The sequence below is a fragment of the Streptomyces sp. NPDC002309 genome (genome assembly GCF_053593375.1).
This window is the reverse complement of sequence record NZ_JBSFCI010000001.1, coordinates 303,937-323,528: the sequence shown is the minus strand read 5'-3', so window position 1 is coordinate 323,528 and position 19,592 is coordinate 303,937. Positions and strand designations below refer to the sequence as shown.

16 protein-coding genes are annotated in these 19,592 nt (G+C 73.7%); 8 read left to right on the top strand and 8 right to left on the bottom strand.

Going from position 1 to position 19,592, the window contains the following annotated elements; all coding sequences use genetic code 11:
• Positions 1-6 precede the first annotated feature (6 nt).
• The 4 genes from mmsA (at position 7) to ACWCPM_RS01410 (ending at position 6,852) form a co-directional block, all read left to right on the top strand.
• Positions 7-1,509: a CoA-acylating methylmalonate-semialdehyde dehydrogenase gene (gene mmsA, locus ACWCPM_RS01425; RefSeq protein WP_450974064.1), complete on the top strand. Its 1,503-nt coding sequence runs from the start codon at positions 7-9 to the stop codon at positions 1,507-1,509.
• A 121-nt stretch (positions 1,510-1,630) separates the two neighbouring features.
• Positions 1,631-4,282: an alpha/beta fold hydrolase gene (locus tag ACWCPM_RS01420; RefSeq protein WP_450974063.1), complete on the top strand. Its 2,652-nt coding sequence runs from the start codon at positions 1,631-1,633 to the stop codon at positions 4,280-4,282.
• On the top strand, positions 4,279-5,139 hold the full coding sequence (locus tag ACWCPM_RS01415) for an ABC transporter permease (protein ID WP_450974062.1): 861 nt from the start codon (positions 4,279-4,281) through the stop codon (positions 5,137-5,139). The genes ACWCPM_RS01420 and ACWCPM_RS01415 overlap by 4 nt, the downstream gene beginning before the upstream one ends.
• Positions 5,140-5,298: 159 nt before the next feature.
• Positions 5,299-6,852 (top strand): YfbK domain-containing protein, encoded by a 1,554-nt coding sequence (locus ACWCPM_RS01410; RefSeq protein ID WP_450974061.1) that lies wholly within the window; start codon positions 5,299-5,301, stop codon positions 6,850-6,852.
• A 174-nt stretch (positions 6,853-7,026) separates the two neighbouring features.
• Here ACWCPM_RS01410 and ACWCPM_RS01405 read toward each other — a convergent pair whose 3' ends face one another.
• Complete coding sequence (locus tag ACWCPM_RS01405) at positions 7,027-7,422, bottom strand: rodlin (RefSeq protein ID WP_450974060.1); 396 nt, start codon at positions 7,420-7,422, stop codon at positions 7,027-7,029.
• A gap of 246 nt (positions 7,423-7,668) precedes the next feature.
• Between ACWCPM_RS01405 and ACWCPM_RS01400 the strand changes: the two genes are divergently transcribed.
• The 3 genes from ACWCPM_RS01400 (at position 7,669) to ACWCPM_RS01390 (ending at position 9,798) form a co-directional block, all read left to right on the top strand.
• Complete coding sequence (locus ACWCPM_RS01400; protein ID WP_450974059.1) at positions 7,669-8,064, top strand: rodlin; 396 nt, start codon at positions 7,669-7,671, stop codon at positions 8,062-8,064.
• A 234-nt stretch (positions 8,065-8,298) separates the two neighbouring features.
• Entirely contained in the window at positions 8,299-8,526 is a 228-nt protein-coding gene (gene chpD, locus ACWCPM_RS01395) for a chaplin ChpD (protein ID WP_450974096.1), read from the top strand.
• A 111-nt stretch (positions 8,527-8,637) separates the two neighbouring features.
• Positions 8,638-9,798: an LPXTG cell wall anchor domain-containing protein gene (locus ACWCPM_RS01390; RefSeq protein ID WP_450974058.1), complete on the top strand. Its 1,161-nt coding sequence runs from the start codon at positions 8,638-8,640 to the stop codon at positions 9,796-9,798.
• A 105-nt stretch (positions 9,799-9,903) separates the two neighbouring features.
• On the opposite strand, the gene ACWCPM_RS01385 is transcribed toward ACWCPM_RS01390, so the two are convergent.
• Complete coding sequence (locus ACWCPM_RS01385) at positions 9,904-11,265, bottom strand: carboxylate--amine ligase (RefSeq protein WP_450974057.1); 1,362 nt, start codon at positions 11,263-11,265, stop codon at positions 9,904-9,906.
• A 200-nt stretch (positions 11,266-11,465) separates the two neighbouring features.
• On the opposite strand from ACWCPM_RS01385, the gene ACWCPM_RS01380 reads away from it, so the two are divergent.
• Positions 11,466-12,794 carry a glycoside hydrolase family 26 protein gene (locus tag ACWCPM_RS01380; protein ID WP_450974056.1) on the top strand — a complete coding sequence of 443 codons (1,329 nt, stop codon included), beginning with the start codon at positions 11,466-11,468 and terminating at the stop codon, positions 12,792-12,794.
• A 31-nt stretch (positions 12,795-12,825) separates the two neighbouring features.
• Here the strand turns inward: ACWCPM_RS01380 and ACWCPM_RS01375 are convergent, their stop codons facing one another.
• The 6 genes from ACWCPM_RS01375 to ACWCPM_RS01350 are packed head-to-tail and all read right to left on the bottom strand — an operon-like array spanning position 12,826 to position 19,590.
• The gene (locus ACWCPM_RS01375) at positions 12,826-13,929 is read right to left on the bottom strand and encodes a GNAT family N-acetyltransferase (protein ID WP_450974055.1); all 1,104 of its coding nucleotides are present in this window, start codon (positions 13,927-13,929) and stop codon (positions 12,826-12,828) included.
• Complete coding sequence (locus tag ACWCPM_RS01370; RefSeq protein ID WP_450974054.1) at positions 13,929-14,585, bottom strand: lipopolysaccharide biosynthesis protein; 657 nt, start codon at positions 14,583-14,585, stop codon at positions 13,929-13,931. Before ACWCPM_RS01370 ends, ACWCPM_RS01375 begins: the two co-directional genes overlap by 1 nt.
• On the bottom strand, positions 14,585-15,748 hold the full coding sequence (locus ACWCPM_RS01365; RefSeq protein WP_450974053.1) for a glycosyltransferase: 1,164 nt from the start codon (positions 15,746-15,748) through the stop codon (positions 14,585-14,587). Before ACWCPM_RS01365 ends, ACWCPM_RS01370 begins: the two co-directional genes overlap by 1 nt.
• Positions 15,748-16,503: a polysaccharide deacetylase family protein gene (locus ACWCPM_RS01360; protein WP_450974052.1), complete on the bottom strand. Its 756-nt coding sequence runs from the start codon at positions 16,501-16,503 to the stop codon at positions 15,748-15,750. Before ACWCPM_RS01360 ends, ACWCPM_RS01365 begins: the two co-directional genes overlap by 1 nt.
• Positions 16,487-18,229, bottom strand: a complete 1,743-nt coding sequence (murJ, locus tag ACWCPM_RS01355; protein WP_450974051.1) for a murein biosynthesis integral membrane protein MurJ — start codon at positions 18,227-18,229, stop codon at positions 16,487-16,489. The genes ACWCPM_RS01360 and murJ overlap by 17 nt, the downstream gene beginning before the upstream one ends.
• Complete coding sequence (locus tag ACWCPM_RS01350; protein WP_450974050.1) at positions 18,226-19,590, bottom strand: O-antigen ligase family protein; 1,365 nt, start codon at positions 19,588-19,590, stop codon at positions 18,226-18,228. The genes murJ and ACWCPM_RS01350 overlap by 4 nt, the downstream gene beginning before the upstream one ends.
• Between the last annotated feature and the right edge of the window lie 2 nt (positions 19,591-19,592).

The window sequence follows — 19,592 nt, the reverse complement described above, 5'->3', positions numbered from 1 at the left end:
CCGGTCATGACGAAGATCGTCAACCACTGGATCGGCGGCAGGTCCGCCGAAGGCGCGTCGGGCACGTTCGGTCCGGTCACGGACCCGGCGACCGGCGCGGTCACCACGAAGGTCGCCTTCGCCTCGGTCGACGAGGTGGACGCGGCGGTCGCGACCGCGAAGGAGGCGTTCCTGACCTGGGGCCGGTCCTCGCTGGCCCAGCGCACCACGATCCTGTTCCGCTTCCGCGCCCTGCTGGACGAGCACCGCGACGAGATCGCCGAGCTGATCACCGCCGAGCACGGCAAGGTCCACTCCGACGCCCTCGGTGAGGTGGCGCGCGGACTGGAGATCGTCGACCTGGCCTGTGGCATCAATGTGCAGCTGAAGGGCGAGCTGTCGACGCAGGTCGCGAACAGCGTCGACGTCGCCTCGCTGCGCCAGCCGCTCGGTGTCGTCGCGGGCATCACGCCGTTCAACTTCCCGGCGATGGTGCCGATGTGGATGTTCCCCCTCGCCATCGCCTGCGGCAACACCTTCGTGCTGAAGCCCTCCGAGAAGGACCCGTCGGCCTCGGTGCGGCTGGCCGAGCTGATGACCGAGGCGGGTCTGCCGGACGGCGTCCTCAACGTCGTCCACGGCGACAAGGTCGCCGTCGACCGTCTCCTGGAGCACCCCGACGTCAAGGCGGTGTCCTTCGTCGGCTCCACCCCGATCGCCCGCCACATCCACACCACGGCGTCCGCGAACGGCAAGCGCGTCCAGGCCCTCGGCGGCGCCAAGAACCACATGCTGGTCCTGCCCGACGCCGACCTCGACGCGGCGGCCGACGCGGCGGTCTCGGCGGCGTACGGCTCGGCGGGCGAGCGCTGCATGGCCATCTCGGCCGTGGTGGCGGTCGGCGCCATCGGCGACGAGCTGGTGGACAAGATCCGCGAGCGTGCCGAGAAGATCAAGATCGGCCCGGGCGACGACCCGACCTCCGAGATGGGCCCGCTGATCACCAAGGTCCACCGCGACAAGGTGGCCTCCTATGTGGAGGGCGCCGCCGCCGAGGGCTGCGAGGTGGTGCTCGACGGCAGCGGCTACACCGTCGACGGCTTCGAGGACGGCCACTGGATCGGCATCTCCCTGCTCGACAGGGTGCCGACCTCGGCGAAGGCCTACCAGGACGAGATCTTCGGCCCGGTGCTGTGCGTGCTGCGCGCCGAGACGTACGAGGAGGGCATCGCCCTCATCAACGCCTCCCCGTTCGGCAACGGCACCGCGATCTTCACCCGGGACGGCGGCGCCGCCCGCCGCTTCCAGCTGGAGGTCGAGGCCGGCATGGTCGGCGTGAACGTCCCGATCCCGGTCCCCGTCGGCTACCACTCCTTCGGCGGCTGGAAGGACTCCCTCTTCGGCGACCACCACATCTACGGCAACGACGGCACGCACTTCTACACCCGGGGCAAGGTCGTCACCACCCGCTGGCCCGACCCGGCGGACGGCCCCGCGGGCGTGGACCTGGGCTTCCCGCGCAACCACTGACGCGCGCCGCCGTGTACCGCGAGCGCGGTACGCGGCACGGGCCCCGTACTCCCCTGGGAGGGCACCGGGTTCAGCCCGTGAGCTGTCAGTGGGCGACGGGTTCCCCGCGTACCGTTGACGCATGGATCTTCGCTCGCCCGGACCGCGCGGGCTGCTGCGGCGGCCACGACGGCTGATGGCCGCCGCGGCCGCCGTCGTCGTGCTCGCCGGTGCCGGTACGTGGACGGCCGTCGCCGACGACGAGGCGCCCCCGGTACGCCGCGCCGACCGGGTGCTGTCCGGGGCCGGCGGGGTGCGCGTCGACACGTCGTACTTCACCACCGCGTCCGCCGGCCGCCGCCCCGCCGTGCTGCTGGGCCATGGCTTCGGCGGCAGCAAGGACGACGTACGGCAGCAGGCGGAGCAACTGGCTCGCGACGGCTACGCGGTGCTGACCTGGTCGGCACGCGGATTCGGCGGGACGACGGGCAGGATCGGTCTGAACGACCCCGCGGGCGAGGTCGCCGACGTCTCGAAGCTGCTCGACTGGCTGGCGAGGCAGCCGCAGGTCGCGCTCGACAAGTCCGGCGACCCCCGCGTCGGCATGGCGGGCGGCTCCTACGGCGGCGCGATCGCGCTGCTGACCGCGGGCCACGACGACCGCGTGGACGCCATCGCCCCGGCGATCACCTACTGGAACCTCGCCGACGCCCTCTTCCCGAACGACGTCTTCAAGAAGCTGTGGGCCGGTGTCTTCGTCAACTCCGGCGGCGGCTGCGCCGAGTTCGAGCCCCGGCTGTGCGAGATGTACGAGCGGGTCGCCGAGTCCGGCACCCCCGACGCCGCGGCACGCGAACTGCTCGAGGAACGCTCGCCGTCGGCCGTCGCCGACCGCATCGACGTACCGACCCTGCTGATCCAGGGCCAGTCGGACTCCCTGTTCCCGCTCGACCAGGCCGACGCCGCCGCGCGCGCCGTCCGCGCGAACGGCGCCCCCGTGGACGTCGACTGGATCGCCGGCGGCCATGACGGCGGCGACCTGGAGACGAGCCGGGTCCAGCAGCGCGTCACACGGTGGTTCGACCGCCACCTCAAGGACGACGAGGGCGCCGCCACCGGCCCCGCCTTCCGTGTCACCCGCACCGGCGGCGTCGACTCCACCGACGGCGAGGCCGTGCTGCGGGGCGCGAGCGCGCACAGCTACCCCGGCCTGGAGAGCGGACGGCGCGCGGTCGCCCTCACCGGACGCGAGCAGACCTTCGCCAACCCGCCCGGCGCCGGCCCGCCCGCCGTCTCCGCCCTGCCCGGCCTCGGAGCCGGCGGCGGCCTCTCCCAGCTCTCCGCGCTCGGCGTCGGCGTCTCGCTCGACTTCCCCGGCCAGCACGCCCGGTTCGAGTCGGCGCCGCTGACCGAGGACCTGCACGTCACCGGCACTCCGACGGCCACCGTCCACGTGAAGTCGAGCGGCGCGGACGCCGTCCTGTTCGCCAAGGTCTACGACGTCGGCCCCGACGGCCGTCAGCAGGTGCTGCCCTCCCAGCTGGTCACGCCCGTCCGCGTCACGGGCGCCGAGGCCGGCAAGGACGTACGGCTCACCCTCCCCGCCATCGACCACGAGGTGGGCAAGGGCCACCGGCTGCGTCTGGTCCTCGCCTCCACCGACCTGGCGTACGCCTCCCCGGCGGCCCCGGCGACGTACACCGTCTCCCTCAAGGGCGACCTGTCGGTGCCGACGGCCCCCGAGGTGACCGCGGCGGCCACACCGCTGCCCGCCTGGGTGTGGTGGCTGCCGCTGACCGGCGCCGCTCTCGCCCTGGCGCTGCTGCTCTCCGCCCGCCGCCGCACCGCGACGCCCGCACCGGACCCCGCGCTGTCCGACGTGCCGCTCCTGATCACCGACCTGGGCAAGCGCTACGCGAGGTCGGCCGAGCGGTACGCGGTCAAGGACCTCTCCTTCCGTGTGGAGAAGGGCCAGGTGCTCGGCCTGCTCGGCCCCAACGGCGCGGGCAAGACCACGACCCTGCGCATGCTGATGGGCCTGATCAGGCCGGACGGCGGCGAGATCCGCGTCTTCGGTCACGCCGTCCGCCCCGGCGCACCCGTGCTGTCACGGGTCGGCGCCTTCGTGGAGGGCGCGGGCTTCCTGCCGCATCTGTCCGGCCGGGAGAACCTGGAGCTGTACTGGCGGGCGACCGGCCGCCCCGCCGAGGACGCCCACCTCGACGAGGCGCTGGAGATCGCCGGTCTCGGCGACGCGCTGGCCCGCGCGGTGCGCACGTACTCGCAGGGCATGCGCCAGCGCCTCGCCATCGCGCAGGCCATGCTCGGCCTTCCGGACCTGCTCATCCTCGACGAACCGACCAACGGCCTCGACCCGCCACAGATCCGCGAGATGCGCGAGGTGATGATCCGGTACGCGGCCGCCGGCCGCACGGTGATCGTCTCCAGCCACCTCCTGTCGGAGGTCGAGCAGTCCTGCACGCATCTCGTGGTGATGGACCGCGGCCGGCTCGTGCAGGCGGGCCCGGTCGGCGAGATCGTCGGCTCCGGCGACACCCTCCTCGTCGGCACGGGCACGCCCGTGGAGGAACCGGTCGCGGAGAAGATCGCCGCCCTGCCGGGCGTGGCCTCGGCCGTCGTCACCGGCGACGGACTGCTGGTCCGCCTGGACGCCGGCGGCAGCGCCCCGCGCCTGGTCGCCGAACTGGTCCGGCTGGAGGTGCCGGTCGCCTCCGTCGGCCCCCACCGCCGCCTGGAGGACGCGTTCCTCACCCTGATCGGAGGTTCCGCATGAGCGCCCCCGCTCTCACCGACGTCGCGTCCGGCTACCGGGCGGGCCGCACCCTGCCCCTGCGGGTGGAGCTGGTCCGCCAGCTCAAGCGGCGCCGCACGCTGGTCATGTTCGGCATCCTCGCCGTCCTGCCCTTCGTCCTCGTCGTCGCCTTCGCGATCGGCGGCGAGCCGGACGGTCGCGGAGACCGGATCACCCTGATGGACACGGCCACCGCGTCGGCGGCCAACTTCGCCGCGGTGAACCTGTTCGTGTCCGCGGGCTTCCTGCTGGTCATCCCCGTCGCCCTGTTCTGCGGCGACACCGTGGCCTCGGAGGCCGGCTGGTCCTCGCTGCGCTATCTGCTCGCCGCTCCCGTGCCCCGCGCCCGGCTGCTGTGGTCCAAGCTCGTCGTCGGGCTCGGCCTGAGCCTGGCCGCCATGGTGCTGCTGCCGGTCGTCGCGCTGGCCGTCGGTGTCGCCGCCTACGGCTGGGGTCCGCTGCACATACCGACCGGCGGCGCGCTGGACGCGGGCACGGCGGCGCAGCGGCTGGTCGTGGTCGTGGCGTACATCTTCGTGTCCCAACTGGTCACCGCTGGACTGGCGTTCTGGCTGTCCACCCGCACGGACGCGCCGCTCGGCGCGGTCGGCGGCGCGGTCGGACTGACCATCGTCGGCAACGTCCTCGACGCGGTCACCGCCCTCGGCGACTGGCGCCACTACCTGCCCGCGCACTGGCAGTTCGCCTGGGCGGACGCCGTTCAGCCCGAACCGCAGTGGTCCGGCATGATCCAGGGCACCGCGATCTCCGTGACCTACGCGCTCGTGCTGTTCGCCCTGGCCTTCAGAGGTTTCGCCCGCAAGGACATCGTCTCCTAGGTCTCCGGAAGATCACCCACCGGTCTCGGCGGGCCCGCTCCGTAGCCCCTTCGAGACGCAAGCGCAACGCTCCGTCGCGCACGATCCGGCCCCCTGTGCCGTCACAGTCACTGACGTCGAGGTTCGACGGGCGGTCAACGGACACAGGGGGTAAGCGAGATGAAGCGCTATCGGATACGGCGGCTCGGCGGGGCGCTGCTCGCGCTCACCACGGCGGGCGGTCTGCTCCTCACCGGATGCGGCGCGGGGGACGCCGGCGACCGCAGCCGGGCCGACCACGCGCAGGAGGCCGACGGCTTCCCGGCCCCGCCCCCGCCCGCCCCGGACTCGGGCGAGGTGAGCGGGGAGCGGCGGGAGAACGGCTCGGACGCGGACCGCGAGTTCGCCCCGGAGCCGGACTACCTGTCCACCTTCGCCCTCGACGTCGACACGGCCTCGTACGGCTACGCCCGCCGCACCCTCGCCGAGGGCCGCCGGCCGCACCCGTCGACGATCCGCCCGGAGGAGTTCGTCAACAGCTTCCGCCAGGACTACGAGCGGCCCGACGGCAACGGCTTCTCCGTGACGGTCGACGGCGCCCGCACCACCACCGAGGACTGGTCCCTGGTCCGTGTCGGCCTCGCCACCAGGCCGGCCGAGGACGAGGAGGAACGCCCGCCCGCCGCCCTCACCTTCGTCATCGACGTCTCCGGCTCGATGGCCGAGCCCGGCCGGCTGGACCTCGCCAAGGACTCCCTCGCCGTGATGACCGGCAGACTGCGCGACGACGACTCGGTCGCGCTGGTCACCTTCAGCGACCGGGCCGAGACGGTGCTGCCGATGACCCGCCTCGGCACCGACCGCGACGGGGTCCTCGGCGTCATCGACAGCCTCCAGGTCCAGCAGTCCACCAACCTCGGCGCCGGCGTCGAGGCCGGGTACGAGACGGCCGTCGAGGGCCGGCGCGAGGGCGCCACCAACAGGGTCGTCCTCGTCTCCGACGCCCTCGCCAACACCGGCGACACGGACGCCGACACGATCCTGGAGCGGATCGACGGCGCCCGTCGCGAGCACGGCATCACCCTCTTCGGCGTGGGCGTCGGCAGCGACTACGGGGACGAGCTGATGGAGCGCCTCGCCGACCGCGGCGACGGCCACACGACATACGTCTCGACCGCCGAGGAGGCCCGCGAGGTGTTCTGCGAGGAACTCCCGCAGCACGTCGACCTCACGGCCCGCGACGCCAAGGCGCAGGTGGCCTTCGACCCGGAGACGGTGTCCCAGTTCCGTCTGATCGGCTACGAGAACCGCGAGGTCGCCGACGAGGACTTCCGCGACAACCGGGTGGACGGCGGCGAGATCGGACCCGGCCACACGGTCACCGCCCTGTACGCGGTCCGCACCAGGCCCGGCGCCGAGGGCCACCTCGCCACGGCCACCGTCCGCTGGCTCGACCCGGCCACCCGCGCCGCGCACGAGGAGTCGGGCCAGGTGGAGACCGCGACCCTCGACGCCTCGGTGCGCGGCGCGTCCGACCGCTTCCAGGTCACGACGGTGGCGGCCTACTTCGCCGACGCTTTGCGCCGCGAGGACTCCCGCCACAGCCCGCTGCCCGGTGCGCCGGACCTGCGCGCACTCGCCGACCACGCCGACGTTCTGGCACGGCGGACAGAGGACGAGGAGGTACGGCAGCTGGCGGCCGCCATCGACCAGGCCCAGGGCATCACGTACTGACGCCCGGCGTCCGGCGGGGTTCGCGCGCGACCCGTCGACGACGGCGTACGCCAAGGGGATCGAGGAGCCGTACGCGTCCGGCGGCCGACCGCCGCGGGTCGACCGCCACCGAGGATGGCGACACACAGAAGGGCGGGCCGCCGAGACACTCGGCGGCCCGCCCCGGTGACTACGTCAGTCGCTGTTGGACGACAGGACGGAGACGTCCTCCAGCAGGTGCGCCAGCGCGCCGTCACGCTTGGCGTTGGTGGAGTTCTCGGCGCACTGCTGCTGCGTGTGGTCCGACAGGATCGGGATGTCCTTGATCGGGATACCGACGAGGGCGCCGGCACCGACCGGCAGGTCGTTCACGGCGAGGCAGGGCTTGTTGAAGGAGCCCTGGATCAGCGCCATCTGCGGGCTCATGCTCCCGTACGTGGACGAGTTGCCGAAGCTCTGCAGTGCGCCGTTGCCGTTCACGGCGGTCGGGCCGCTGTCGTCGCCGACCGCCATGGCGCCCGGGGCCGCGGCGGCCGAGGCGCCCATGACGGAAGCGGCGATCGCGGCGGTGGCGACAACCTTCTTGATCACTGGCCAGTCCTTTCCTAGGAAACCCCGTCCACCGGAGCGTTCTGGTCAACTGCACGGGTCCGTCGCGGTTTCTCCCGATCACTCTGTCGGCCGATATCTCAGGGCTTTGTGTGTTCGTCGTCACCCGTGATTATCAGGCGTGCGGACGGGAGGCCGGGCCAACCGGGTGAACATCCGCAACCAATCATCCGAGCCCGGGTTGATGACCCCGTAGGACATGCGTCGCTACGAGGAAAGGAACGCGAAGTGCTCAAGAAGGCAATGGTCGCCGCGGCGGCTGCCGCTTCCGTCATCGGTATGTCGGTGGCGGCTGCTCCCCACGCGCTTGCCGTCGGGGACGACTCCGGGCCGTCCGTGGCCAACGGCAACGGTGCGTCGTCGTCGTTCGGCAACTCGGCGACCAAGGGCGACATGAGCCCCCAGCTGTCGCTGGTCGACGGGTCGCTCAACAAGCCGTGCCTGGCCGTGCAGGACGTCCCCGTCGGCATCGCCGCCGCCATCGGTGTCGTCGCCCAGGACATCCCGGTCCTGTCCGACCACACGCAGCAGCAGTGCGCGGACAACTCCACGAACACGAAGCGTGACGCCGCTCTCAGCCACATCCTGGAGGACCTGTCGGTCCTTTCCGCGAACGGCGACTGAGTCCCCACTCGCGCAGCCCGGGCGGTCCGCTGAGTCCCTGCGGGCCGCCCGGCGGCGCGTGTGGAAGAAGTTATTTACCGAGCAATCGAGTGAATTCCCCGGTGTTGTACGTTCCACGGTTTCTCCTGCTGTCAATTTCTCGTTTGCAGGCTGCAGGTCATGGTGCGAGCCCTACAGCTGTGCTCGCTCGGTCTCGACCGTCCAAAAGGCATGACCGCAGAGAAGGGAAAGTTCATGAAGAAGAGCGCTGCTGTCGTCGCGGGCGCGATCATGGCTCTCGGAATGGCCACGCCGGCCATTGCCGACACGGGCGCCGGTGCTGCCGCGGTCGGTTCGCCGGGTGTCCTGTCCGGCAACGTGATCCAGGTCCCCGTGCACATCCCGGTCAACGTGTGCGGCAACACCATCAACGTGATCGGGCTGCTGAACCCGGCGTTCGCCAACCAGTGCACCAACGACTGACGCGGTAACGCACCAGCCGCTCGGCTGCGCCACGGCCGGCCTTGGTCGACTTCATCCTTCGCCAAGGCCGGCCTTTTCCATCCCACTTCTGCGAGCAGGAAGACAACGAGATTGCGACAGACCCTGAGCAAGGGAATGGTCGCGGCGGCAGCCGCGACGAGCATGCTGTCCCTGTGCGGCGGTGCCGCCCTCGCCGACACGACGGCGGGCGGGGCGGCAGGGGGCGCGCCCGGCGCGGCCTCCGGCAGCAGCGTCGCGGCTCCCGCCGAGGTACCGGCGGCAGCCCCGTCCCCGAGCGTCGAAGAATTCGATCACGAAGCGTTCTACGAGGACGTCCGTGACGAGGTCTACGCGGACATGGCCCTGGCCGAGGAAGCCCCGGCGGCAGCGGGTGCCGCGGCGGACAGCGCCGCGATGGACACGACGACCACGGACACCACGACCACGGACGTTTCCGCCACGGACACTACGGCTGCGGAGAGCACCGTCGCGGACAACACTCCCGTGGACAGCACGACCACCGACAGCACGACCACGGACAGCGTTGCCGCGGAGAGCACGACCGCGGACGACACCGCCGCGGACGGCACGACCGCGGACAGCACTGTCGTGGGCGGCACGACCGCCGACAGCACCGCCGTGGACGAGGAGGTCGTCGTCGGACAGGGCGCCGGCACGATCTCCGGCAGCGTCCCGGAGTCGCCCGCGGAGACGCCCGCCGCGACGCCCGCGGAGACCCCCGCCGGAACGTCCGAGGACACGTCCGAGGACACGTCCGCGACGCTCGTCGAGGACATGCTGTCCGGCGGCTACGGCGACGACCCGCTCGGCGCGTACGGTGCCGAGTCCGAGAGCGGCTACGGGGACGACACCGGCTACGGCGAAGCGACCGGCTACGGCGACGACGCCGGGTACGGGAGCGGCTACGGCGACGAGGGCGGTTACGGCGACACGCCCACGACCCCGCCTCCGACCAAGACCCCGCCCCCCACCAGCCCGCCCCCCACCAAGACTCCGCCTCCCACCAAGACTCCGCCCCCTACGAAGACTCCGCCTCCCACGAAGACTCCGCCTCCCACGAAGACTCCGCCTCCCACCTGGACCCCGCCTCCGACCAAGACTCCGCCGCCCGACCACGAGAACCCGGAGCACCCGCCGTCCCTGCCCGAGACGGGCTCCGAGGCCGTGCTCGCCGCCTCGGGCGCCGGCGCCGCGATGATCCTGGGCGGTGTGCTGCTCTATCGCCGAGGGCGGGCCGGTCTGCACAGGTGACACACCGACCCCGGTGCCGGAGACCCCGCGCACCAGGTTCCTGACGTTGCGGGCGCCCCGGGCGACGAACCACCGTCGACCGGGGCGCCCGCATGAGCGGGGCCGTCAGCGGCCGGCGGCCGGCTCGCCCCTCTCGTCGCCGGGGTGACCCGAAGCCGCGCAGGGACCGGGAACCGCGCAGGGACCGGGGGCCGGGGACGGACCGGGAACGCCGTTCACGCCGCTCGGGTGGGGGTCCGTGGGCGATGCCTGCCGGACCAGTGAGATCCGTGGCCAGACCCCCGCCGTCGCCTTGGGCCGCAGCCGCCCCCGCAGCCGGCGCAGTACGTGCCGGGTCCACAGGGCGCCGAGGGCGAAGCCGGGGCCCAGGTCGTCGCGGGCGCACCAGGCCAGCTCGCGCCCGCCCCGCGCGGGGCGGAGCGCGACCAGCGGGGCGTAGTTCTCCACCACGAACGCCCTGCCGGGCCGTGCCGCGCCGTCCGGCAGCGGGCGGTGGGTCAGATCCAGGTGCAGGGCCCGTACGACGTCCAGGCCGGCGGTGTCGGTGAAGAGCCGGAACTGGGCTCCCGGACGAGGGTTGAAGTCGAGCAGGTGGTAGCGCCCGGTCGTGCCGCAGCGGCGGAAGTCGAGGTCCAGGATGCCGCGGTAGCCGAGCTCGCCGACGAGCCGCTCGGCCAGTGTCCGCACCTCGGGGTTGTCGGTCCACTCGCCGACCGCCGTGAGGCCCGCAGCGCGTGGCCAGGAGTGCCGTTTGCGGCCGGTTCCCCCCGCGTGGACCGCACCGGAACGGCCGGCGTACCCGTGGAAGAACCAGTCACGGTCCGGGCCCGGTGGCAGGAACTCCTGCAGCAGCAGCCGGCTGCCCGCCTCCCCGGAGCGCTCGTACAGCTCCCGCGCCTCCTGAGTGGAGCGCACCAGCGTCGTGCTGCGCAGTCCGGTGCCGGTGGGCAGCAGCCAGGGGCGGCTCCACTTCGCCACCACCGGCAGCCCGAGCCGCCAGGCGTCCTTGGCGGCCTGCTCGGCGCTGCCGGGTACCCGTGTGCGTGGGTGCGGCAGGCCCAAGGACGAGCAGATACCTGCCAGTTCAGCCTTGTCGGCGACGTGTTCGGGCAGTCCGGCGGGCGGCGCGGGGAGCAGGTAGCCGGGTGCGAGGACGTCGCGCAGCCGGCCCACCGCGATGGCCCCGGCGTCGTCCATCGGGATCAGCACGGCGGGACGCGCGATCCCGGCGGCCACCCGGAGCAGCACCCCGGCGACGTCCTCGGGGGACGCGTGCGGTCCCGGCGGCGCGTGCAGTTGCCGTACGAAGCGGGACGCGCGGACCGGACTCCCGGCGCAGTCGGCCACCACGTGCACGTCCACCCCCGCCCGGCCGAGCGAGCGTACGGCGCCCAGGGTTCCGTGGTGGAAGGGGTTCCGGTCGATCCGCAGCAGGACCACGGGGACACGGGTGTCGAACAGCGACACGGTGCATTTCCTTCGGTTGTTTCACCCGTGCGGGCGAGCGGGGCACTCGTACGCCGCATGCGCACTGGCGGAATTCATACTGATGTGACTGAGTGTCAGTAAGGGCGAGTGGAACGAGGCAGGAAGTCCGTCACCGTCACCGTCCACCCAAAAGGGCGTCAGCCGTGGGAGAACGCACGGGAGTGGAGCGAGGAGCAGGCATGGACGCACAGCATCGCCGAACCCGGCCCCGGCGGCTGGCGTGCCTCGCGGCGACGGTCGTCGTGTCCGCCGCCCTGGCCACCGGCCCCGGCTTCGCCCTGGGCCTGGGGGTGAGCGTGACCGGCGACCCGCCGACTCCCGCGCCCACGGCCTCGGCGGCACCCACGGCACCCACGGCATCCGCGGCGCCCTCCGCGCCCACCGCGCCGGCAGCGGCCACGGCATCCGCTCCGGCCGGGCCGTCCGTGAAGCAGTTCCCGGCCTTCGGGGCCTATCTCCACTACGCGGAGCGCGGTGTGGCGCGGATCTCCGAGCTGAGCCGCTGGCTGGGCGGTTCCGAGCTGCGCGTCGGCCACACCTATCTGCCGGGCGACCGGTGGAGCAACATCGAAGGGGCGCCGAGCTTCCTGGAGTCGTGGGCGGACTGGCGCAACGCCAAGGCCGACCGGATGTTCGTCCTCAACGTCCCCATGCTGGAGCGCAACGAGGAGGGCGTCCGCGACGCCGAGGTGCGCCGACTGCTGCGGCAAGGTGCCGCCGGGCAGTTCGACCGGCACTTCCGCAGGCTCGCCGAACGGCTGGTCGAGCTGAAGGCGCCGGACACGGTGATCGTGCTCGGCTGGGAGATGAACGGCATCACGTACACCCACCGCTGCGGGCCCGACCCGAAGGCGTGGAAGCAGTACTGGAACAGGATCGTCACCACCATGCGCGCGGTGCCGGGCCAGAAGTTCCGGTTCGACTTCACCCCGTCGCGCGGTCGCGACGCCGTTCCCTGGACGCAGTGCTATCCGGGGGACGCGACGGTCGACATCATCGGGATGGACGCGTACGACCAGCCGGCCGGGCTGTCCTTCGACGAACAGGTGAAGGAGCGCTACGGGCTCCAGGACCACGTGGACTTCGCCAAGGCGCACCGCAAGGAGATCTCGTACCCGGAGTGGGGCCTGTTCCGCAACGGCGACAACCCGGAGTACATGCGCCGCATGCTCGCCTGGATGGACGAGCACAAGCCGCTCTACAACACCCTGACCGACTACTGTCCGCACGGCGTCTGGCAGTGCGACGCCAACCCGCGGTCCGCCGCCGTGTACCGGGCGCTTCTCACCGGCCGCACCGACGCCACGGCCCCGAAGCCGACGCAGTCCCCGACCGCGCAGTCCCCTTCCGCGCAGCCCGCCCCGGCCACACCGTCGGTCACACCCCCTGCCACGCCGCCCGTCACGGCTCCCGCCGACTGTGCGCCGATGGATCTGGGGGACTGGGTGGAGCACTGGCTCGGCGGCAGGCTGTGCATGCGGTTCGACTGGTGGTCGCGAGGACGGTGACACGGCGCGCCGCCACCGGCGGCAGGCCCCCTCAGGACCTGCCGCCACCGTCACGCTCCTTCCACCGGCGCACCAGTTCCTTGCCCCGGCCGCGCGCCACGGCACCGCACACCGCCGCCGCCAGCAGCGGGGCGGTGCGCCGCCGGGCGAGCAGCAGCCGCCGGTTCACGACGGTCTCGGGACGCCAGTGGTGCTTGTACGGCTCGTCGCCGCGCAGCAGGCTCAGCGTGCCGAGCCCCGCGAGGTGGGCCTGCTCGGCGCCGGCCTCCAGCAGCATCGCCGCCACATCCGCCTTGTGCTCCCGCAGCATCGGGTGGGCGCCGTAGAGGTAACCGCCGCTCAGCCACCGCGACATCAGCATCAGATCGACGGCCACCACGTCGCCGTCCAGCCGGAACTCGGTGACCACCGCGTCCCCGGTGCGCACCATCTCCGTGACCGACCGCACCAGGTGGTCGTGGAACCTCGGCCGCAGATGCTCCGACGTCACCTTGCGCCCCTGCCACTGCAACCGGTGCAGCTCCAGAAGCCGCCGCAGCGCCCGCTCCACCTCGTCGGGCTTGACCGCGCCGCGCTCCACGCCCAGCGCCTGCACCTTGCGGAGTTTGGCGCGCACCCGCTGCTGGGACTTGGCGGGCAGCCGGGTGATCAGGTCCCCGATCGCCACGGCGGGCAGCTCCAGGCACAGCGAGTCGTCCAGCCGGCGCCGGGGCCCGCCCCACCGCTCGTACACCAGCTCGGCCGCGGCACCGGGCCGGACCTCCCGGAGGTCGATCAGCGCGGTGCCCGCGGCCGCCGTGAGGCCCTCGGTGAGTGCGGCCAGCGCCGCCTCCCCGTGCCCGTCGTCCAGCAGGACGTCCCCGTAGTCGGAGATCGCCCCGCCCAGCGGCACCAGTGAAGGGACCGGACGGGTCACCCGCATCAGCGGGGCCGCGGCGACGAGTTCGCCGTCCGCGCGCACCAGCACCAGCCGCAGCCGCCCCGGACTGCCGTACGACAGCCACCACGAGTGCAGCCAGGCGTGGCTCTGGAACGGTGTCGCACGGGGGGAGCGCCCGTACAGACGGCCCCAGACGGGGGCGAGTTCGGCGAAGGCCGGCTCGTCCGTGACGACTTCCGTGCGGTACGACGGCATCACGGCGCCCGGTGCGCGTCGACGGCGACGGCCGGGCCCGGCACGGAGGCGGCCCGCCCGGTGTCCGCCGGGGCACGGCGGGGCCGGACCAGCAGGGCCAGCCCCCCGAGCAGTCCGCCGGCACTCGCGCCGACCAGGCCGGTCACCGGGGTGGAGGCGGAGGACGGCTCGGCCGGCTTGCTCGCGCGGGCGAACTGCCGGAGCTCCACCTTGGTGGCGCCCGCGGTGTCGTCCGCGTGTCCGGTCAGCGCGCGGGCCACGGCGTTGGCCATGTCGGCGGCGACGTCCCGCCGGGACGAGGTGGCGCTGATCGCCACCATCGGCGCGTCCGGCGAGGTCGCCGTGCGCACGCTGTCCTGGAGGGTCCGCACCGGCACGCCCGCCCACACCTGGGCGTCCCCGAGCACCGCGACCTGCGTGGCGACCCGGCCGTAGGCCTGCGCGAAGCCCAGCGCGGAGGCCGGGTCGGAGTTCTCGGCGGGGACGGCGACGACGTAGCTGGTGGCGGTGTACTCCGGCGCCCTCAGCTCGCCGTACGCGCCGCCGAGCAGCCCCCCGGCGACCACCCCTGCCGCGAGCAGGCTCCAGGGCGGGAGCTTCATGGCACGGGCCGGCCTGCCGCCATGGCGGTGCTGTCCGGTGGGGTTCTCGGTCATCACGAACTGGCTCCCTGGGGTGACGGTGACGAGGGTGCCGCCGCGCGCGGGGCGGCGGACGCGGTCGCGTAGACCGCCATGAGCTGGGCGGCACTGCGGGTGACGCAGTAGTGCCGGGCGGCCTCGGCGGGTGTGCGGGGGCGCGGTCCGGCCGCCCGGGCCTCGGCGACGGCGCGGGCGAACTCCCCGGCGCCGCCGGTCACCCGGCGGGCGTGCGGCGCGGCGTGCGCGGGCAGGTCCTCGACCGCCGGGCAGGAGGAGTGGACGACGGGCAGGCCCGCCGCCAGCGCCTCGACCACCGCGAGCCCGAACGCCTCCTCGGCGGAGGGTGAGAGCAGCAGGTCCATCGCCGCGGTCAGGGACGGCAGGTCGGGGCCTGGGGAGCCGTCCGCGAGGTAGGGGCGTTCGCCGGTGAACAGGACGCGGTCGGCGACACCGGACTCGTGCGCGGTCCGGCGCAGCATGTGCTCCTCGGGTCCGCCGCCGACCAGCAGCAGCCAGTGGTCCTCGGGGAGCCGGGCCAGGGCCCGGACGGCGAGGTCGAAGCGCTTGCCGGGGGACAGGCGCCCGACGGCACCGATCACGAACGCGGTGTCCGGCAGTCCGAAGCGCCTGCGCACGCGCAGGCGCTGCTCAGGGTCGAAGCGGAACCGGGCGAGGTCGATGCCGTTCGGGACGACCGCGATACGGGCGGCCGGGACGCCCCAGCGTTCCAGCCGGGCGGCGACGGTGGCGGACACGGCGACCGTGGTGCGGCCGAGGCGCTCACTGGCGAGGTAGAGCCCGCGGACGCCGGCGCTCAGGGGGCGGCCCTCCATCTGGGAGTCGCCCAGGGAGTGCTCGGTCGCGACGATCGCCCTGACGCCGGCGAGGCGGGCGGCGAGCCGGCCGTAGACGCAGGCGCGGTAGAGGTGGGTGTGCACCAGGTCGTAGCCGCCGGAGCGGATGAGGCGGGCGAGGCGGGGCAGGGCGCCGAGGTCACGGTTGCCGGACATGCCGAGGTGGGTCACGGTGACGCCGTCGGCCGTCAGACCGTCGGCGACCGGGCCCGGGTCGGTGAGCGTCACGACGTCGCAGTCGACGGGCAGATGGCGCAGCAGCAGCCGCAGTTGCTGCTCGGCGCCGCCGACGCCGAGGCCGGTGATGATGTGCAGGGCCTTCATCACACGCCCTCCACCGCGCGCCGGCGCAGTCCGTGCAGCCGGTACTTCAGCAGCAGGCGTACGGAGGTGTCGTTCTGCCCGATGTGCAGGCGCGGCAGGGCGTACGGGCCGGAGAGCCGACCGGGGTCGATCGCGCAGGCGTACGTGTACCCGGCGTCCCGCACGGCGTCGGCCGCGCGGCGGTCGATCGCGCCGTACGGGTAGCAGAAGCCGGCCACCGGAGCACCGGTCAACTCCGTGAGCGCCGCTCTGCTCTCGACGGTCTCCACCGTCAGTGTGACGTCGTCGGCCTTGGTCAGATCGACGTGCGTCAGTCCGTGCGAGCCGATCTCGACGCCCTGCCCGGCCGCGGCCCGGATGCCGTCCGCGGTGAGCAGCGGCTTGCGCGGGCCCAGTGGATCCCAGGAGTTGTGGCCGCCGAGCCGGCCCGGCAGGACGAACAGGGTCGCGCCGCAGCCGTGGCGGCGCAGCACAGGAAGGGCGGCCTCGACGAAGTCCGCGTATCCGTCGTCGAAGGTCAGCCCGACCAGGCCCCGGTCCTCGCCCCGGGCGCGGGCGGCGAGCAGCTCGGCCACGGACACGCCCCGCAGTTCCCGCCGGCGCAGCCAGCCGAGCTGGAGGTCCAGTCGGTCGGGGGTGACGGTGACGCGGTAGGGGTCGTCCGAGCAGTCCCCCACGGAGTGGTACATCGCCACCCACGGGACGGGGGCCGGGGCGCGTACGGCACGCCTGCCGGTGTCAACGGGAACGGACATACGGAAGCCTCCGGGTCACGGAACGTACGGAACGGAGTGCCGCCACGACTCCCTGCTCGCCCAGCGCCCGGCCGAGCAGCACGAAGACGACGGCGACGGTGGAACAGCCGAGGAGCAGCCCGGGCAGCGGCGCCTCGAACCGGCTCGCGGCGAGGGCACCGGCGACCGTCGCGCCGGCGGCGGCGGCGACCGGCCGGCCGAGGTCCGCGAGGACACGACGGAGGCGGAGGGGGACGACGTTGCGCCCGCGCCCCGCCCGCGCGCCTTCGGTGCGCCCGCGCCCTGTCGGTCCCCCCTCGGTGCGTCCGCGTCCCGCCCGCGCGCCGCCGAGCAGCATCCCCGCGGTCAGCGTGATCCCGGCCGCGTTCGCCGCGGCGATGCCGCTCACGCCCCAGGGCCCCACCGCGCAGGCCCCGATACCGGCCGTCGCGGCGACGCCCGCCGTCATCGCGGCCAGCGGGTACCAGCTCGGGCGGCCGTCGCAGAAGTACGTGCGGACCAGGGCGCCGACCAGCGTCTGGCCGAGCAGACCGAGGGCGTACACGCGCATCACGTCCGCCGTGGCCGCCGTGTCCCGCGCCGTGAACGCGCCGCGCTGGAAGAGGAGTTCGATCATCTGCGGGGCGCACGCGACGACCGTCGCGGCACCGATCAGCACGATGCACGCGGCGAGCGCCAGATCGCGCTCGACCCGCTCGCGGGCCCGCTCGGCGTCGCCGTCGGCCAAGGCCCGCGCGACCACCGGGAAGGTGACCGTGCACAGCATCAGCGACAGCGTCATCGGGATCTGCGCCACCTTCTGGGCGTAGTTCAGGTGCGAGATGGCCCCGGGGTCCAGGTGCGAGGCGATGAACCGCTCGATGAGCACCTGGGACTGACGGCACAGCGAGAACAGCAGCACCGCGCAGACCAGCGCGAGCCCCATCCGGCGCTGCGTCTCACCGTCCTGCTCCCGTTCCGGCTCCGGGCCGCCGCCGTCCTTGCGGCGCAACTGCCGCCACAGCGCCGGGAACTGGACCGCCACCATCAGGCAGCCGCCCACCGCGACCCCGAGCGCCGCCGAGCGCACCCCCCACCGCCCGCTGAGTACGAGCATCGTCGTGATGATGCCGGTGTTGTAGGCGACGTAGATCGCCGCGGGCGCCAGGAAGCGACGGTGCGCCCGCAGCGCGGCGCTGCAGTACCCGGCGAGCCCGAACGTCACGACACAGGTAGCGGTGAGCCGGGTGCAGCCGACGGCGAGATCGGGGTCGGTGAGGCCGGGCGCGAGGGCGCCGACGAGGAAGGGGGCGCCGACGACGACCAGGCCCCCGGCGGTGATCAGCGCGAGCGACAGCCGGGGCAGGGTGGCGCCGACCAGGGCCCGCACCGGATCGCCCGGCACGCCCTGCGCCCGCCGGGACAACGCCAGACTGAACGCCGGGATCAGGACGAGGGCCAGCCCGTCCTCGATCAGCAGGGTGGCCGCGAACTCCGGCACCGTCCAGGCGACCAGGAAGGCGTCCGTCTCGCTGCCGGCCCCGAAGAGCCGGGCCAGTGCCTGGTCCCGGGCGAGCCCGAGCAGCGCTCCCGCGACGGAGAGCGCCGCGGTGATCAGGGCCGCCCTGGCGAGGAAGCCGCGGGACGACGGGGCCGGTTCGGTACCCCCCTCGGCGTGCGGCGCGGTCCGTGCGGAGGGCACGGTGGGCTGTGCGGCCCCCGGGGTCCGGGGAGGTGTCACGTTCACCGCGCCGGCGCCCCCTCCGGGCGCACGCCGGCCGGCGCACCCGCCGGCTCCTGCGCGGGCACCTCCTCGGCGCGCCCGCCGACCAGCGCCCACCAGGCCGTGAGGCCCAGACAGAGGGCGGTCAGCACGGTCGAGGGGCCGCCGATGTCGGCGTACGCGAAGTCGGTCAGCTGCCAGACCAGCAGCCCGCAGGCCACCAGCGCGCAGTCGAGCCCCCTGCCGTCCCTCCCGCGTCGCGCCCCGGCGAGTCCCCACAGCGCGCACACCAGCAGCGCCAGCCAGCTTCCGGCGAGGGCCAGCAGCCCGATCAGCCCCTGCTCGCCGAGGATCAGCAGGTACATGTTGTGCGGGGACAGCAGCGGCTGCCTCCGGAAGGCCGAGCCCGCTCCCTCCGTGTCGCTGGCCGCCGACAGCGCCAGCGAGGCGTGGGCGTCCCGGTGCTCGGGGAAGCCCTTCAACCCCACGCCGGTCAGCGGCTGCTCGCGCCACATGGCGGTCGCCGCCGCCCACAGGGCGTACCGGTCGGTGACCGACTGGTCGGGCGCGTCGGTGACCCGCGTGATGCTCGTGATCCGCTCCTGGAGCAGCGCCGTGCCGACCCCGAAGCCGCCGACCAGGACCACGCCGGCCGCGGCGATCACCGCGCCCGCCCGCAACGCCCGCCGCATCCCGGCGAGCCCCAGCTGCACCGCGCAGGTGACGGCGGTCGCGATCCACGCGCCCCGGCTGAACGACAGCGCGAGCGGCACCAGCAGCGCCAGCGCGCAGCCGACCGCGATCAACCGCTGCCGCACCGGCGCGTGGCCGAGGGCCAGTCCGACCGCGCACACCACTCCGAACGACACCACGCTCGCCATGCCCATGATGTCCTGCGGCCCGAAGGTGCCCACGGCCCGGATCGGCTGCCCCTGGTACGAGGCGCCGGTCCCGGTCACGTACTGGTGCACGCCGACCGCCCCCTGCCAGCCGGCGAGCGCCACCAGCGACCAGGTCAGCAGCCGGAAGTCCGACCGGTCGCGGATCAGCAGCAGGACCGCGGCCGGCACCAGCACGAACACCTGCAGATAGCGGCCCAGCCCGGCGAGCCCGGCCCCCGGAGAGGCCGCCCCCACCGCCGCCACAGCGAGGCCCACGACGGGCAGCCCGAGGACCACGGCGGCGGTGGGCGACAGGGGCCGCCGTCGCTCCCGCAGCAGCCGCAGGGCACAGAAGCCGACGACCAGCGCGGAGACCGCGTCGGCCGGGGTGGCGCCCCCGTCGCCGCCGGGCGCGAGGGGCAGCCCGACCAGGGCGACCACGGCCACGACGGGCAGCACCGGGGAGAGCGCCCGGGTCCGCACGGCGGACGGAGCGAGGCTCATCG

Bases quoted from the DNA above. Each gene is read 5' to 3' on its own strand.
- mmsA (WP_450974064.1), top strand. From the start codon at position 7: ATGACGAAGATCGTCAACCACTGGATCGGCGGCAGGTCCGCCGAAGGC.
- ACWCPM_RS01420 (WP_450974063.1), top strand. From the start codon at position 1,631: ATGGATCTTCGCTCGCCCGGACCGCGCGGGCTGCTGCGGCGGCCACGA.
- ACWCPM_RS01415 (WP_450974062.1), top strand. From the start codon at position 4,279: ATGAGCGCCCCCGCTCTCACCGACGTCGCGTCCGGCTACCGGGCGGGC.
- ACWCPM_RS01410 (WP_450974061.1), top strand. From the start codon at position 5,299: ATGAAGCGCTATCGGATACGGCGGCTCGGCGGGGCGCTGCTCGCGCTC.
- chpD (WP_450974096.1), top strand. From the start codon at position 8,299: ATGAAGAAGAGCGCTGCTGTCGTCGCGGGCGCGATCATGGCTCTCGGA.
- ACWCPM_RS01380 (WP_450974056.1), top strand. From the start codon at position 11,466: ATGGACGCACAGCATCGCCGAACCCGGCCCCGGCGGCTGGCGTGCCTC.
- ACWCPM_RS01375 (WP_450974055.1), bottom strand. From the start codon at position 13,929: ATGCCGTCGTACCGCACGGAAGTCGTCACGGACGAGCCGGCCTTCGCC.
- ACWCPM_RS01370 (WP_450974054.1), bottom strand. From the start codon at position 14,585: ATGACCGAGAACCCCACCGGACAGCACCGCCATGGCGGCAGGCCGGCC.
- ACWCPM_RS01365 (WP_450974053.1), bottom strand. From the start codon at position 15,748: ATGAAGGCCCTGCACATCATCACCGGCCTCGGCGTCGGCGGCGCCGAG.
- ACWCPM_RS01360 (WP_450974052.1), bottom strand. From the start codon at position 16,503: ATGTCCGTTCCCGTTGACACCGGCAGGCGTGCCGTACGCGCCCCGGCC.
- ACWCPM_RS01350 (WP_450974050.1), bottom strand. From the start codon at position 19,590: ATGAGCCTCGCTCCGTCCGCCGTGCGGACCCGGGCGCTCTCCCCGGTG.